We start from the raw sequence: 14,847 nt of genomic DNA, 5'->3' as shown, positions 1-14,847 counted from the left end.
TGTGGGCAGATACCTAATCTATCACCGCCTGTTCGCTGCCGATGTCAGGGACTTCCTGACGGCTGGGCGGTCCTGGGGCGGCCGGCGCACGCCTTCGCCGGCTTCCGGCGCAGCGCGGCCGAACGCAGCGTCACAATAATGAACCCACGGGTCTAGTATAAATATCGAACCGACTGGTCTAGTATTGCCGCCATGGTCAGCAAATCGCCCGCCGCCTCCGCCAAATCCTCCTCGCGTCCCGCCGGGCCCGGTCGCCCCAAGGACATGGGCAAACGTGCCGCGATCCTGGAGGCGGCGCGGGAGATGTTCACCGAACTGGGCTTCGGCGGGGTCAGCATGGACGGCATCGCCGCCCGCGCCGGCGTCTCCAAGCTCACCGTCTACAGCCACTACGGCGACAAGGAAACCCTGTTCGCCGAGGCGGTGCGCGCGCAATGCCAGGCGCTGCTGCCGGACGACCTGTTCGGGCATGCGCTGAAAGGCCCGCTGCGCGCGCAGCTGGTGGAGATCGGCCTGGCCTTCTTCGCCATGATCAGCAGCGAGGCGGCGATGGCCACCCACCGCATGATGCTGACCCCCGGCACCGGCGACGACCACGTCCGCGAGATGTTCTGGAACGCAGGTCCCAAGCGCACCCAGCAGGACCTGGCGACGCTGTTGCAGGCGCATGTCGCCGCCGGCGAGCTGGACATCGCCGACCTGAACCTGGCCGCCTCGCAGTTCTTCTGCCTGGTCAAGGGCGAGCTGTACTCGCTGATGATGTGCGGCCTGTGCCGCGACGCCGGCCAGGACCGGATCCGCGCCCACGTCGAGGCCAGCATCGACTTCTTCCTGCGTGCCTATGCGTGCCGCTAGCCCGGCCGCCAGGCCATTCCCCGGCGCCGATGACTTCCGGCACTGCGCGCTGGGCCGTCCGGCAGCGATGCTGCGGCATACGCCCGGCCTCCGTGCCGGCTAAAATGCCCGGCCCTCCGCGTTGGATGCCCGAAATGACGATCGACTACTCCCAAGCCCGCGAAAAGATGGTGGAACAGCAGGTCCGTCCCTGGGACGTGCTCGACCTGCGCGTGCTCGACGTGCTGTCGCGGCTGCCGCGCGAGACCTTCGTGCCGCCGGCGCACCGCGCCGTGGCCTACGCCGACCTGGAGATTCCGCTGGGCCACGGCCAGTACATGATGAAGCCGGTCATCGAAGGCCGCATGCTGCAGGCCCTGGACCTGCAGCCGGGCGAGGACGTGCTGGAGATCGGCACCGGCAGCGGCTTCGTCAGCGCCTGCCTGGGCGAGCTCGGCCGCGAAGTGGTCAGCCTGGAGATCGAGCCGGCCCTGGCCGCTGCCGCGCGCGCCAACCTGGACGCCGCCGGCCTGGGCAGCAACGTCCGCATCGAGACTGCCGACGCCTTCGCCTGGAACAGCGAGCGCCGCTTCGACGTGGTCTGCGTGACCGCCGCGGTCACCGAGATCCCGGCCCAGTTCCTGGCCTGGCTGCGCCCCGGCGGACGCCTGTTCGCGATCCGCGGCCGCGCGCCGGTCATGGAAGCGGTGCTGGTGCATGCCGAGGCCGGCGCGCCGCGCACGGAATCGCTGTTCGAAACCGACCTGGCGTACTACCTGCGAGGCGCCGCGCCAGTCCCCCAGTTCACATTCTGATCCATCAAGGAAGCCGCAATGATCCGCCGATCCCTCGTCCTGGCGCTGGCCGCCGCGCTGTCTCCGCTGGCCGCCAACGCCACGGACCTGCTGCAAGTCTACGAAATGGCCCGCAACAGCGACCCGCAGTTGGCCTCCGCGGAATCGACCCGGCTGTACGACAAGGAAGGCGAGGTACAGGCGCGCGCCGCGCTGCTGCCGCAGATCAACGGCAGCGCGTCGCTGCAGCGCAACCATAGCGAGGTCGAGCGCGGCGGCGGCGAACTGTCCGGCACCGGCAAGAGCCGCAGCTATGCGGTGCAGGGCCAGCAGACCCTGGTCAACTTCGCGCAGTTCTCCAACCTGCGTGCGCAGAAGGCCCGCGGCCAGGCCGCCGACTACACTCTCGACGCGGCCAACGACGACCTGATCGTGCGCACCTCGGCGGCCTACTTCAACGTGCTGGTGGCGATCGAGTCGCTGGTCGCCGCCGAGACCAACGAAGCCGCCGCCAAGAAGCAGTTCGACTACGCCGACAAGCGCCTGGAAGTGGGCCTGGCACCGATCACCGACGTGCACGAAGCGCGCGCCGAGTACGACCAGGCCCGCGCCGACACGATCACCGCACGCAACTCGCTGCAGGACCTGTACCAGGCGCTGACCGAGATCACCGGCCAGCCGGTGCGCGACCTGCGCGGCCTGCCGGAGGACTTCCGTCCGCAGCTGCCGGCCACCGGCGGCGACATCGACAGCCTGATCGCCTCGGCGCTGGACAAGAACCCGTCGCTGCGTTCCTACCAGTACCAGGTGCAGGCGGCCGAGGCCAGCGTCTCGGCGGCACGCGCCGGGCACCTGCCGACGCTGAACCTGTCGGCCAGCGCCGGCCGCGACGCGAACTGGGGCGACAGCGTCTCCGGTAGCGGCAGCACCCCGCGCGCCGACAGCAACACCATCGGTCTGACCCTGAACATCCCGATCTTCGCCGGCGGCGCCACCCAGTCGGCCGTGCGCCAGGCCCTGGCGCAGCGCGACATCGCCCAGGACACCTACGAGCTGCAGAAGCGCGCGCTCGACCGCAACACCCGCAACGCCTACCAGACGGTGGTGGCCGGGATCAGCGAGATCGAGGCGCGGCGCCTGGCGGTGGTGTCGGCGCAGGCCGCGTTCGACGCCTCGCAGGTCGGCCTGGAAGTGGGCACCCGCACCGTGCTCGACGTGGTGCAGAACCAGCGCACCCTGTACCAGGCGCAGCTGGCGTACGCGCAGGCCCGCTACAACTTCCTGCAGAACCGCCTGCTGCTGAGCCAGGCGCTCGGCTCGCTGGACGTGGCCGAGGTGCAGTCGATCAACGCGCTGCTGACCCAGAGCGCCGAGTCCAAGCTCAACTCCGCGAGCAGCACGCAGTAAACGCGTTCGCTGGCGCGAGCACCGAAACGGCGGGCCTTCGGGTCCGCCGTTTCGGTGTTGGGGAGCCGCTAGAGGCGATGTGTCGGAGCTCTGCCGCCTGCTCGCGGGTCGCGGCTGAAGCCGCTCCTACGGGGCGCGCATCGCGATGCGATACGCGCTATGCGCCGTGCAGCGTCGCCGTCGCGCCATCTGGCGGAGCGAACGCCGCACTGGCCGCTGACGCGACGCTCCGGCAACCCCGCTGTGGGAGGGACTTCAGTCCCGACGCGCTGTGCCATGGAATGCGATGGGCGAACGGAAAGTGCCTCATGCGTCGCGACTGAAGCCGCTCCCACAAGGGGTCTTTCTAGAATTCGGATGCCGTCGCAGATCCGTAGGAGCGGTTTCAGCCGCGACGCGCTTTACCGGGAACGCCCGTCGCGGCTGAAGCGGCTCCTACGGGCGAGCGCATCCCGAGCGACGCAGGTCACTCCTCCGCGCCCGCCAGCGGCGGCAGGTGCGGCGCGATCAGTTGCAGGGTCCGCTGCAGCGCGCCGCGGCCGTTTTCGACCAGCGCGCAGCCGGCCTCGGCCATGCGCTTGCGCGCCTCGGCATCGGCCAGCAGGGTCTGCAGGGCCGCGCACACGGCACCGGCATCCTCGCAGATGGCGACCGCGCCGGCCTCGCGCATGCGCCGCGAGATCTCGGAGAAGTTGTGCAGGTGCGGGCCGGTGACCGACGGCGTGCCGACGGCGGCCGGCTCCAGCAGGTTGTGCCCACCGATCGGCTGCAGGCTGCCGCCGACGAAGGCCACCTGAGCGCAGGCGTAGAAGCCCATCAGTTCGCCCAGCGTATCGATCACGAACACCGCATCGTCGGCGCCGGGCCACTGCTGCTGGCGACGCGTGGCCACCCGCCAGCCCTGGTCGCGCGCCAGCGCCTCGACCTTGGCGAAACGTTCCGGATGCCGTGGCGCCCACAGCAGCAGCACGTCCGGCCACTGGCGGCGCAGTTGCCGATGCATCTCGATCACCGCCGCCTCCTCGCCATCGTGGGTACTGGCGGCGATCCACACCGGACGCGTGGCCGGCACGCGCGCGCGGAACGCGGCGACCACGTCGGGCAGGTGCGCAGGCGCGGCGATGTCGAACTTCAGGTTGCCCAGCGCACGCACCTGCTCCGGGCGCGCCCCCAGGGCGACGAAGCGCTCGGCGTCCTCCTGCGATTGCGCCGCCACACAGGTAACGGTGCGCAGCGCGCGCCCGATCAACGGCCGCAGCACCCGGTAGCCGCGCAGCGAGCGCGCCGACAGCCGCGCATTGAGCACGTACACCGGTATGCCGCGGTCGCGACAGCCGAACAACATGTTCGGCCACAGCTCGGTCTCCAGGATCAGCGCCAGGCTGGGGCGGAAATGCTGCAGGAAGCGGCCGACGCTGCCGGGCACGTCGTAGGGCAGATACACATGGTCCAGGGCATCGCCCCACAGCGCGCGCACCCGCTCCGAGCCGGTCGGGGTGATGGTGGTGATCACCCAGCGGATGTCCGGGCGCTGCGCGCGCAGCGCGTTGACCACCGGCGCGGCGACGTTGACCTCGCCCACCGAGACCGCGTGCAGCCACACCCGCGGGCGCCCGCGCGCCTGCGAATACGAGGCGTAGCGCTCGTCCCAGCGCTGGAAGTACTGGCGCACGCGGAAGCCGCGCCAGACCAGGTGATAGACGGTGACCGGCAGCAGCAGATAGAGCACGGCCGAGTACAGGCCGCGCAGCAGCCGCTCGATGAAATCGTTGCGCATCCGGACAGCATAGCCGGTTGCGCGCGGGCGGCGGCAGACGATCGCCAGGCGCGCCGACGCGGCCGTGCGCGTGCCCGGCTAAACTTGGCGCATGTCTGCCGCTCCCACTCCGCCCGCCTCCGCGACCCACGCCGCACCGCCGCCGCGCTCGCCCCGCCACTGGCTCACCTGGCTGCTGCTCGGCCTGGCGGTGATCGCCGCGCGCCTGCCCTGGCTGCTGCAACGCGCCCTGGGCCGCGGCATCGGCTGGCTGGCGCTGCGCCTGGCCGGCACCCGCCGCCATGCCGCCGAGGTCAACCTGACACTGTGCTTCCCGGAGCAGAGCGCGGCCTGGCGCGAACGCCTGCTGCGCGACAGCTTCGATGCGCTGGGCGTGGGCGTGTTCGAGTTCGCCCGCGCCTGGTGGGGCGGCATCGGCGCGATTCGCCGGCGCACCCGCATCGAAGGCCTGGAACACCTGCAGGCGCTGCAGGCGCAGGGCCGCGGCGTGCTGCTGGTGTCGGGCCATTTCATGACCCTGGAGATCTGCGGCCGGTTGCTGTGCCAGTACGTGCCGCTGGCCGGGATGTACCGGCGCCACCGCAATCCGGTGTTCGAATGGGCGGTCAAGCGCGGCCGCCTGCGCTACGCCACCGCCATGTTCGCCAACGAGGACCTGCGCGGCAGCGTGCGCCATCTCAAGCGCGGCGGCTTCCTGTGGTACGCCCCGGACCAGGACATGCGCGGCAAGGACACGGTGTTCGTGCCGTTCTTCGGCATGCCCGCGGCCACCATCACCGCCACCCACCAGCTGGCGCGGCTGACCGGCTGCGCGGTGGTGCCGTACTTCCACCGCCGCGAAGGCGCCGACTACATCCTGCGCATCGCGCCGCCGCTGGAGGACTTTCCGTCGGAAGACATGGTCGCCGACACCGCGCGGGTCAACGCCGCCATCGAGGCGATGGTGCGCGAGGCGCCGGCGCAGTACCTGTGGATCCACCGCCGCTTCAAGCGCCAGCCCGGCGGCCGCAGCGACTTCTACGAGCGCGGCTGAGCGCTCACCCCGGCGCCGTGGCGTCGGCGCGCTCGCCCGGTTCGGGGTCGTTCGCCAGCAGCGCGCCGGCGTACAGGCCGATCAGCAGCATGGTCAGCCCGCCCCAGAACGACGAGTAGAACGCCAGGTGGGTGTTGAACGGGAACACCGTGATCAGCAAGGCCTGCATCGCCGGGCGCGCGCGTTCGCGCGCCTGCGCTGAGGCGTAGCGCCAGGCGCGCCATGCCTGCGCGGCACCGGCAAGCCACAGCAGCAGGCCGATCACGCCGGTCTCGGCGAGCACTTCGAGCACGATCTGGTGGGCATGGAACGCCGGCTCGCGCCCCCATTCCCCGCCATGGCTCGGATCCGGATCGCACCCGACGTAGGCCTCGCGGAAGCCGCGTACGCCGACGCCGTTGATCGGATGCTCGCGAATCATGCACCACGCAGCGGTCCAGATCTGCGCGCGCCCGGTCAGCGCCGCGTTGAGGTCGGCCGGATGCCCGCTGAGCGCGCGCGTGGTGCGCTCGAAGCGGTCGTGCACCTGCGGCGACACCACGCCCAGCACCCCGGCCACCAGCAGCGCGGCCACGCCCAGCGCCAGCAGCTTGCGCGCGCCGAGCAGGCGCCAGCCCGACAGTACCAGCAGCACCGCATAGGTGATCCACGAGGCGCGCGATCCCGCCAGCACCAGCACCACGCCCACCGCGGCCGCGGCGAACAGCCAGCCCCAGGCACCACCGCGGCGCGCCGCCACCCACAGCAGGAACGGCGACACGCTGGCCAGCACCTGGCCGAACTTCAGGTTGCACGGGCCGAACACGCCGCTGAGGCGATCGGCCAGGGCGATCTCCTGCGGCGTGCACAGGCCGTGGTGGCTGATCGCCCACTTCAGTTGGTCCATCGACCAGAACAGCGGGCTGGTCCCGCACAGCGCCTGCGCCAGTGCGTCCACGGTCCAGAGCGCGGCGATCACCGCCAGGCCGTTGAAGGTGATGCGGCGTCCTCGCGGCGTCGCCACCGCCATCGCCACCAGCCACAGGAACGGCAGGAAGCGCAGGTCCACCGCCGATTCGCGCAGGGCCAGCGGCACGTCCACCGCGCCCAGCGCCGACAGCGGCTGCGGCAGCCAGTAGGCGAAGAACAGCAGCGTGGTCAGCGCCCAGGCCGGGCCGCTGAGCAGGCGCCCGCCGCCGCGGAAGCGGCTGTGCAGCAGACGCGCCAGGGTCACCAGTGCGCCCAGCGCCAGCACCCCGGCCGCCAGGCCCGGCGCCGGCCACAGCGCGACGAAGAGCAGCACCCAGACCGGCGCCCAGCGCTCGCGGACCTCGGGCAAGGCAGAAGCGGACAGGGAACCGTCAGGGCCGGAGTTCGTCATAGATCGCCAAGGTACTGCGCTGCATGGCCTGCAGCGTGTAGGGGAGCGCCGCCGGCGGCGCGGGAGGTTGCGTCAGCAGCGCACGCGCGGCGGCCTGCAGGGCTTGGGCATCGAAGGTCGCCACCGCGCCGGCGGGCTGCAGCTGCGCGAGCAATTCGCCGACCCCGCCATGCGCCCAGCCCAGCACCGGCCGCCCGACCGCCAGCGCCTCGACCACGGTGCGGCCGAACGCCTCGGGCTTCCGCGAAAGCTGCAGCACCAGGTCGCTGGCGGCGTAGGCCTCGGCGATACGCGCGGTCGGCGGCGTGAACGCCACCGCGTCGGCCACGCCGAGTGCGGCGGCCTCGGCTTCCAGTTCGCTGATATAGGCCTCGCGCCCGGCCTCGCGTGCGCCGGGCAGCCACAGCCGCGCGTCGCGGCCGTCGCCGCGCAGCGCCGCCAGCAGGCGCAGCGCGTCGGCATGGCCTTTCAGGCGGGTGCCGCGCCCCGGCAGCAACAGCAGCGGCCCGTTCCCGGCCAGCGCCGGCGCCTGGCTGGCCGCCCAGGCCCGCGCCTGCGCATCGGGCCAGGCACGACGCGGGAACTGTGCCGGATCGATGCCGCGCGGCACCACCCGCAGGCGCGCCGGATCGGTCTGCGGATAGTGCTGCAGCACGTAGGCGCGCACGGTCTCGGACACGCAGATGACCCGCTCGCCGCGGGTCATCACCGCGCTGTAGCGGCTGGGCGAGTTGAGCCCGTGCACGGTGGTGGCCAGGCGCGGGCGCTGCGCCGCCGGCATGCCCTGCAGCGCGCACCAGCCCAGCCAGGCCGGGAGCCGCGAGCGCGCGTGCACGATGTCGGCGCGCTCGCGCGCGAACAGGCGCCGCAGCGCCGGCACATGGCGCAGGGTCAGCAGGGATTTGCGGCCGATGTCCAGGGCAATGTGCTCGGCGCCGGTGGCAGCCAGCGCGGGCAGCAGCCGGCCGCCGGCCGAGACCACCAGGGCACGATGCCCGGCATCGACCAGGGCCTGGGCGATTTCCAGCGTGGAGCGCTCGACGCCGCCGGACTCCAGCGCCGGCAGCAGCTGCACCACGGTCAGGCGGTGCATCGAACCCGGATCAGTCGACCAGCACGAAGACCGCGCCGCAGTAGGGGCACTTGGCTTCGAGGCCGGGCTCGTCCTCGATCGGCAGGTAGACCCGCGGGTGCGAATTCCACAGCGCCATCTCCGGCGTCGGGCAGCTCAGCGGCAGGTCGGCGCGGCGCACCTCGTAGCGCGTCTGGGCATTGGCGGGCGCGGTGGCGGTATGGCTCATGGCGGTGGGGACACGGCGAAAGGGACAGGCGATTCTAGCAGCCCGCCCGGGCCCGGCGTGGGATCCGCGAGGCACGGCACGACGTCCCTTCACGCGCTTTTCCTATTCGCTTGATGCAAGACGAACGCAGCACTATGCTGGTGTCACGCGGCGCCAACATGCCGCTTTGAGGTGTCTCGTGGATATAGGTGTGCGTTTGATGCAGGCGCGGCGAAATGCCGGTTTCACGCTGCGCGAGCTTGCCGCCTTGCTGGGCGTGGCGCATAGCACCCTGGGTCACTGGGAGAACAATCGTTCTGTCCCTAATGCCCGGCATTTGCTGAAGATCGCCGAACTTACCGGCGTCGACGCATATGTGCTGCTGACTGGCAAGCCTTCCAAGCTGAACCAGACCGACGGCGACAGCCTGCCGTTGCCGGTGGGCAAGCGCATGGCCTGAGTGCGGTGCGACGCCACTGGCGTCGCTCCCGTGCCCCGGCTTGACCCCGCGCGGCCCGCGTGCCGGCTGCGCACGATGGCGCGAATGGCACTGCGACATATCTTGTCGCCTGCGTATGAAACCGTTTTCAGCCCCCACGTTCTCTGACCCGCTGCGAAGCAGCGCCGCCCGTAGCGAAGACGCCCACGCTGCTGTCGTGATACTCCGACACTGATCCGCGCGCGATCGCCACCCTTCTCTGCCAGCAAGCCCGCCTGCTGCCACCTCACACCCTCTCAGGCACGGCACCGAACACGCCCCGCCTTCAAGCGCGCGCACAACGCACGCACCAACCTCGTAGGAGCGACCGGAAGGCAGCCAGGCTGCCGAGCGGGCAAGCTGTGCGCCCCGGCGGCGGTGCCGGGGCGCATGCAACACACCGGCGGCGCCTTCGCGCGGGCCGGTGTGCAACGGAGGCCGCGGCGGCGGCTTACTTCTCCGCTTCGAGCTGCTTGCGGATCTGCGCATCGACCGCGGCGATCGCGGTCATGTTCATCACCCGGCGCGAGGTGGCGCTGGTGGTGAGGATGTGCACCGCCTTGGAGATGCCCATCAGGATCGGGCCGATCGCCACGCCGTCGGTGAACACGCGCACCAGGTTGTAGGCGATGTTGGCCGCTTCCAGGTTCGGCAGCACGAACAGGTTGGCGCGGCCCTTCAGCGTGCTGTTGGGCATGATCTGCTTGCGCAGCGCCTCGTCCCACGCGGTGTCGCCCTGCATCTCGCCGTCGATGTTGAGCTCGGGCTTGCGCTTGAGCAACGCCTCGCGCACCTGCCGCATCTTCAGCGCATCGCGCGAATCGTGGCTGCCGAAGTTGGAATGCGACAGCAGCGCGATGTTCGGCTCGATGCCGAACAGCTTCAGGCGATAGGCGGCCTGCAACGTGGCCTCGACGATCTGCTCCACGCTGGGATCTTCCTGCACGTGGGTGTCGACGAAGAAGAACGCGCCCTGCTGGTTGATCACGCCGGTCATCGCCGAGGTGGAGCTGACCCGCGGTTCCAGCGGGATCACGCTGCGCGCGTAGCCGAGCTTCTTGTGGAAGCGGCCGACCACGCCGGTGAGCAGCGCATCGGCTTCGCCGCGCGCGACCATCACCGCCGCGATCAGCGTCGGCCGCGAGCGCATCAGCTCCTTGGCCGCGGTCACGGTGACGCCGCGGCGCTCGGTGAGCGCGTGGTAGTACTGCCAATAGTCGTTGAAGCGCGGGTCGTCATGGATGTTGGTGACTTCGAAATCCACGCCGGCGGTGATGCGCAAGCCCAGGCGCTTGATGCGCGCCTCGATCACGTCGGGGCGGCCGATCAGGATCGGGAACGCCAGGCCCTCGTCGATCACGCTCTGCACCGCGCGCAGCACCACTTCCTCTTCGCCCTCGGCGTACACCACGCGCTGCTTGTCGGCGCGCGCACGGTCGTACACCGGCTTCATCATCAGGCTGGTGCGGTAGACGAACTGGCTGAGCTTGTCGCGATAGGCGGCCATGTCGGCGATCGGCCGCGTGGCCACGCCCGAATCCATCGCCGCCTGCGCCACCGCCGAGGACAGTTCGACCAGCAGGCGCGGATCCAGCGGCCGCGGGATCAGGTAGTCCGGGCCGAAGCTCGGCGTCTCGCCGCCGTAGGCCGCCCCCAGGTCCGAGGCCTCGCGCCGCGCCATCGCCGCGATCGCCTTGACGCAGGCGATCTTCATCTCCTCGTTGATGCCGGTGGCGCCGACGTCGATGGCGCCGCGGAACAGGTAGGGGAAGCACAGCACGTTGTTGATCTGGTTCGGGTAGTCCGAACGGCCGGTGCCGATGATCGCGTCCGGGCGCACCGCCTTGGCCGCTTCCGGGGTGATTTCCGGATTGGGATTGGCCAGGGCGAAGATCACCGGCTGCGGCGCCATCGTCGCCACCATCTCCGGCTTGAGGATGCCTGCGGCCGACAGGCCCAGGAAGATGTCCGCACCCTCGACGATCTCGGCCAGGGTGCGCTTGTCGGTGTCGCGGGCGTAGCGCGCCTTGTCCGGGTCCAGGTCGGTACGGCCGGTGTGGATCACGCCGTCGCGGTCCAGCGCCAGGATGTTCTCCGGCTTCAGGCCCAACGAGACCAGCATGTTGACGCAGGAGATGCCGGCCGCGCCCATGCCGGTGGTGGCCAGCTTGACCTCTTCGATCTTCTTGCCGGTGACCACCAGCGCGTTGAGCACGGCCGCGCCGACGATGATCGCGGTGCCGTGCTGGTCGTCGTGGAACACCGGGATGTTCATGCGCTCGCGCAGCTTGCGCTCGACGATGAAGCACTCCGGCGCCTTGATGTCTTCCAGGTTGATGCCGCCGAAGGTCGGCTCGAGGCTGGCGATGATGTCGACCAGCTTGTCCGGATCGTTCTCGTTGATCTCGATGTCGAACACGTCGATGCCGGCGAACTTCTGGAACAGCACGCCCTTGCCTTCCATCACCGGCTTGGACGCCAGCGGGCCGATGTTGCCCAGGCCTAGCACCGCCGTGCCGTTGCTGATCACCGCCACCAGGTTGCCGCGCGCGGTCAGTTCGCTGGCCTGTTTCGGGTCGGCGACGATGGCCTCGCAGGCGAAGGCCACGCCCGGCGAATAGGCCAGGGAGAGGTCGCGCTGGGTCAGCATCGGCTTGGTCGCGGAGACCTTGATCTTGCCCGGCGGCTGCTGGCGGTGATAGTCGAGGGCGGCCTGTTTGAAATCGTCGTTTGACATCGAGGGCTTCTTTTGTCGAAAGGCGCGGAGGCCCGGAATTCTACCCCCAGCAGCAGGAGCGGTCCTGTCTGGCGGCTGTCACCAGGACCGCGGGCACCGGGAAAAACGCGACGCGCCGGCAGTGCCGGCGCGTCCAGGTTGCAGCGGACTCAGCGGGTCGGGGTGGCGACAGGATCGACCGTCACATCCGGCAGCGATTCTTCGCCGCCGTTCAAGGCGATGCGCAGGCGGTCGCGATCCAGCGCGTTCTCCCAGCGCGAGACCACCACGGTGGCCACCGCATTGCCGATGAAGTTGGTCAGCGAGCGGCACTCGCTCATGAAGCGGTCCACGCCCAGGATCAACGCCATGCCGGCCACCGGCACTTCCGGCACCACCGCCAGCGTCGCCGCCAGGGTGATGAAGCCGGCGCCGGTCACGCCGGCCGCGCCCTTGGAGCTGAGCATCGCCACCAGCAGCAGCGCGATCTGGTGGCCGAGGGTCAGTTCGGTATTGGTGGCCTGGGCGATGAACAGCGCCGCCAGGGTCATGTAGATGTTGGTGCCGTCGAGGTTGAACGAATAGCCGGTGGGCACGACCAGGCCGACCACGGACTTCTGGCAACCGGCCTTTTCCATCTTCTCCATCAGCGAGGGCAGCGCCGATTCGGACGACGACGTGCCCAGCACCAGCAGCAGCTCGGCCTTCAGGTAACGGATCAGCTTGAGGACCGAGAAGCCGCACAGGCGCGCCACCGCGCCCAGGATCACCAGCACGAACAGCAGCGAGGTCACGTAAAACGAACCCACCAGCCAGGCCAGATTGACCAGCGATCCCACGCCGTACTTGCCGATGGTGAAGGCGATCGCGCCGAACGCGCCGATCGGCGCGGCCTTCATCAGGATATGCACCAGCTTGAACACCGGCGCCACCAGCGCCTCCAGCAGGTTCAGCACCGGCTTGCCGCGCTCGCCCACCATCGCCAGCGACACGCCGAACAGCACCGCCACGAACAGCACCTGCAGGATGTTGTCGCCGACGAACGGGCTGAGCAGCGTCTTCGGGATGATGTCCATCAGGAAGCCGACCAGGGTCAGCTCGTGCGACTTCTCCACGTAGCTGTGCACCGCGCTCTGGTCCAGGTCGGCGGCATTGATGTTCATGCCGGCGCCGGGCTGCACCACGTGCGCGACGATCATGCCGACGATCAGCGCCAGGGTGGAGAAGAACAGGAAGTACACCATCGCCTTGGCGAACACCCGCCCCACCGTCTTCAGGTGGGTCATGCCGGCGATGCCGGTGACGATGGTCAGGAAGATCACCGGCGCGATGATCATCTTCACCAGCTTGATGAAGGCGTCGCCCAGCGGCTTGAGCTTCTCGGCGAACGCCGGCTCGAAGTGGCCGAGGATGGCGCCGAGGACGATGGCGACCACCACCTGGAAGTACAGCTGCCGGTAGAACGGCAGATGCCGGGGCGCGTGACCCGCCGGCGAGGTTGGAATATGCATGGCTTGCGCTCCGGGACGGTCCGCCCACCCGACGCGGGTCGCGGAATGCTGCCTTTGTACGCGTCGCCGGCGTCTAAGCAGATAACCTATTGGTACTAGGCCCGGCGCCTGGCCATGTCGACGCGGTTACAGTGCCGCGGTACGCTCACGGAAGGGCCGAACGCAACGCCGCAGACAGACGCCGCCCTGGCGGCCTGTGGCGGCGCCGTCGCCATCGCAGCGCGTCCCCAGGGGAGGCGGCGCCGCGGGAATTGCAACATCGCCGTAAAGAACGGCCGGGCGCGTCCGCTATTGCATGCAGGGGGCAATTACGTCCGGCACCGTGTCCGCATCGCGGCGGCTCGCCGTTCGCGTGCGGCCCGCCACCGCACTGCCCGCGCCATCGCACCACCAGCCCGGCCGGGGACTGCCGCGCCTTCATTCCTTACCGAGACGACTCCATCATGCGCCACACCCTTCTCTTCGCTGCGCTGGGCCTGACCGCCGCCGCTCCCGCCATCGCCGCCGATAACTTCGACAATTGGCCGACCAAGGTCGCCTTCAACGACGGCACCGAACTGGCCGTGACCGGCAACTACGCCTACGACTGGAACAACTTTTCCAACGACGACGGCCGCCTGGAGGACGACAACGCGTTCCGCCGCAAGGAATTCGGCGCCACGCTGAAGAAGAAGGGCGTGTACGACGCGATGGTGTACTTCGACTTCGAGTCCAAGCTGTGGCTGGACGTGTTCTTCCGCTTCGAGACCAAGGCCCTGTTCGGCGCCGATTACGGCAAGGTGCGGCTGGGCTACATCAAGGTGCCGGTGGGCCTGGAAGGCGTGACCAGCTCGCGTGCGGACAGCTTCATGGAAGTGGCGCTGCCAGTGCAGGCGATCTACCAGGGCCGCCGCACCGGCGTGGAGTGGACCTTCGAGCGTCCGCAGTACCTGCTGCAGGCCGGCGCCTACGGCGGCAAGGACCTGCAGGGCGACAACCCCGGCACCACCCAGGCGGTGCGCGGCGTGTGGACCCCGTTCAAGGCCGAGGGTGACGTGCTGCACCTGGGCCTGGCCTATTCGCAGGAGAATCCGCGCGGCTACCACAACGGCCTGGACGTGAGCTTCAGCCCGCGCGCGCGCTTCCGCGCGCGTCCGGAAGCCGGCCTGACCGACGTGCGCCTGATCGACTCCGGCACGCTGGTCGACGTCGACCAGGTGCGCCGCACCGGCCTGGAGGCAATCTGGATCAAGGGGCCGTTCTCGATGCAGGGCGAGGCGCTGCGCGCCGACGTGACCCGCGACAACGGCCGCCCCGACTACACCGCCGACGGCCAGTACGTGTTCGCCAGCTACGTGCTGACCGGCGAATCGCGGCCGTACAGCGCCGGCAACGTCGGCAACATCAAGCCGGCCAATGCCTACGGCGCGGTCGAGCTGCTGGCGCGCTACAGCCGCCTGGACCTGGACGACGGTACCGTGCTCGGCGGCCGCCAGCACGACTGGACCTTCGGCGCCAACTGGTACCTGACCAGCCACTTCAAGTTCCAGGTCAACTACGTGCGCGCCGATGCCGAACGCGCCGGCGTGCGCCTGAAGCCGAACTCGCTGGACGTCCGCGCCCAGGTCCAGTTCTGAGCCGTCGCACGCCGGCCGATCCGACGCGATCGGCCGGCGTG

General features: G+C 69.8%; 12 protein-coding genes. 6 read left to right on the top strand and 6 right to left on the bottom strand.

The window, feature by feature from the left end:
• Positions 1-192 precede the first annotated feature (192 nt).
• The 3 genes from NUG21_RS04830 (at position 193) to NUG21_RS04820 (ending at position 3,035) form a co-directional block, all read left to right on the top strand.
• Complete coding sequence (locus NUG21_RS04830; protein ID WP_263392433.1) at positions 193-855, top strand: TetR/AcrR family transcriptional regulator; 663 nt, start codon at positions 193-195, stop codon at positions 853-855.
• A 134-nt stretch (positions 856-989) separates the two neighbouring features.
• The gene (locus NUG21_RS04825) at positions 990-1,649 is read left to right on the top strand and encodes a protein-L-isoaspartate O-methyltransferase family protein (protein ID WP_160945352.1); all 660 of its coding nucleotides are present in this window, start codon (positions 990-992) and stop codon (positions 1,647-1,649) included.
• A gap of 18 nt (positions 1,650-1,667) precedes the next feature.
• Positions 1,668-3,035 carry a TolC family outer membrane protein gene (locus NUG21_RS04820; protein ID WP_160945353.1) on the top strand — a complete coding sequence of 456 codons (1,368 nt, stop codon included), beginning with the start codon at positions 1,668-1,670 and terminating at the stop codon, positions 3,033-3,035.
• A 466-nt stretch (positions 3,036-3,501) separates the two neighbouring features.
• Here NUG21_RS04820 and waaA read toward each other — a convergent pair whose 3' ends face one another.
• A complete protein-coding gene (waaA, locus tag NUG21_RS04815) occupies positions 3,502-4,812 on the bottom strand; it encodes a lipid IV(A) 3-deoxy-D-manno-octulosonic acid transferase (protein ID WP_263392432.1) in 1,311 nt (436 codons plus the stop codon).
• A 91-nt stretch (positions 4,813-4,903) separates the two neighbouring features.
• Here waaA and NUG21_RS04810 point away from each other — a divergent pair, with 91 nt between their 5' ends.
• Positions 4,904-5,845 (top strand): LpxL/LpxP family Kdo(2)-lipid IV(A) lauroyl/palmitoleoyl acyltransferase, encoded by a 942-nt coding sequence (locus NUG21_RS04810; protein WP_242082067.1) that lies wholly within the window; start codon positions 4,904-4,906, stop codon positions 5,843-5,845.
• Positions 5,846-5,849: 4 nt separating this feature from the next.
• Here NUG21_RS04810 and NUG21_RS04805 read toward each other — a convergent pair whose 3' ends face one another.
• From NUG21_RS04805 to NUG21_RS04795, 3 genes are read right to left on the bottom strand one after another with little or no spacing between them, the layout of a single operon-like run.
• Positions 5,850-7,205, bottom strand: a complete 1,356-nt coding sequence (locus NUG21_RS04805) for an O-antigen ligase family protein (RefSeq protein WP_263392431.1) — start codon at positions 7,203-7,205, stop codon at positions 5,850-5,852.
• Positions 7,186-8,298 (bottom strand): glycosyltransferase, encoded by a 1,113-nt coding sequence (locus NUG21_RS04800; protein ID WP_263392430.1) that lies wholly within the window; start codon positions 8,296-8,298, stop codon positions 7,186-7,188. The genes NUG21_RS04805 and NUG21_RS04800 overlap by 20 nt, the downstream gene beginning before the upstream one ends.
• 10 nt (positions 8,299-8,308) lie before the next feature.
• The gene (locus tag NUG21_RS04795) at positions 8,309-8,506 is read right to left on the bottom strand and encodes a zinc-finger domain-containing protein (protein WP_010344507.1); all 198 of its coding nucleotides are present in this window, start codon (positions 8,504-8,506) and stop codon (positions 8,309-8,311) included.
• Between the two features lie 199 nt (positions 8,507-8,705).
• On the opposite strand from NUG21_RS04795, the gene NUG21_RS04790 reads away from it, so the two are divergent.
• The gene (locus NUG21_RS04790; RefSeq protein ID WP_040902394.1) at positions 8,706-8,945 is read left to right on the top strand and encodes a helix-turn-helix domain-containing protein; all 240 of its coding nucleotides are present in this window, start codon (positions 8,706-8,708) and stop codon (positions 8,943-8,945) included.
• A 469-nt stretch (positions 8,946-9,414) separates the two neighbouring features.
• Here the strand turns inward: NUG21_RS04790 and NUG21_RS04785 are convergent, their stop codons facing one another.
• Both NUG21_RS04785 and NUG21_RS04780 read right to left on the bottom strand, forming a co-directional pair.
• Positions 9,415-11,700: an NADP-dependent malic enzyme gene (locus tag NUG21_RS04785; protein WP_160945359.1), complete on the bottom strand. Its 2,286-nt coding sequence runs from the start codon at positions 11,698-11,700 to the stop codon at positions 9,415-9,417.
• A gap of 149 nt (positions 11,701-11,849) precedes the next feature.
• On the bottom strand, positions 11,850-13,190 hold the full coding sequence (locus NUG21_RS04780) for a dicarboxylate/amino acid:cation symporter (RefSeq protein ID WP_160945360.1): 1,341 nt from the start codon (positions 13,188-13,190) through the stop codon (positions 11,850-11,852).
• A 443-nt stretch (positions 13,191-13,633) separates the two neighbouring features.
• On the opposite strand from NUG21_RS04780, the gene NUG21_RS04775 reads away from it, so the two are divergent.
• Positions 13,634-14,806: an OprO/OprP family phosphate-selective porin gene (locus NUG21_RS04775; RefSeq protein WP_160945361.1), complete on the top strand. Its 1,173-nt coding sequence runs from the start codon at positions 13,634-13,636 to the stop codon at positions 14,804-14,806.
• Positions 14,807-14,847 lie beyond the last annotated feature (41 nt).

Source organism: Xanthomonas sp. CFBP 8445 (assembly GCF_025666235.1).
GTDB classification, from domain to species: domain Bacteria; phylum Pseudomonadota; class Gammaproteobacteria; order Xanthomonadales; family Xanthomonadaceae; genus Xanthomonas_A; species Xanthomonas_A indica.
Note: the sequence above shows the minus strand (reverse complement) of the source record. Positions and strands in the feature narration are given on the sequence as shown.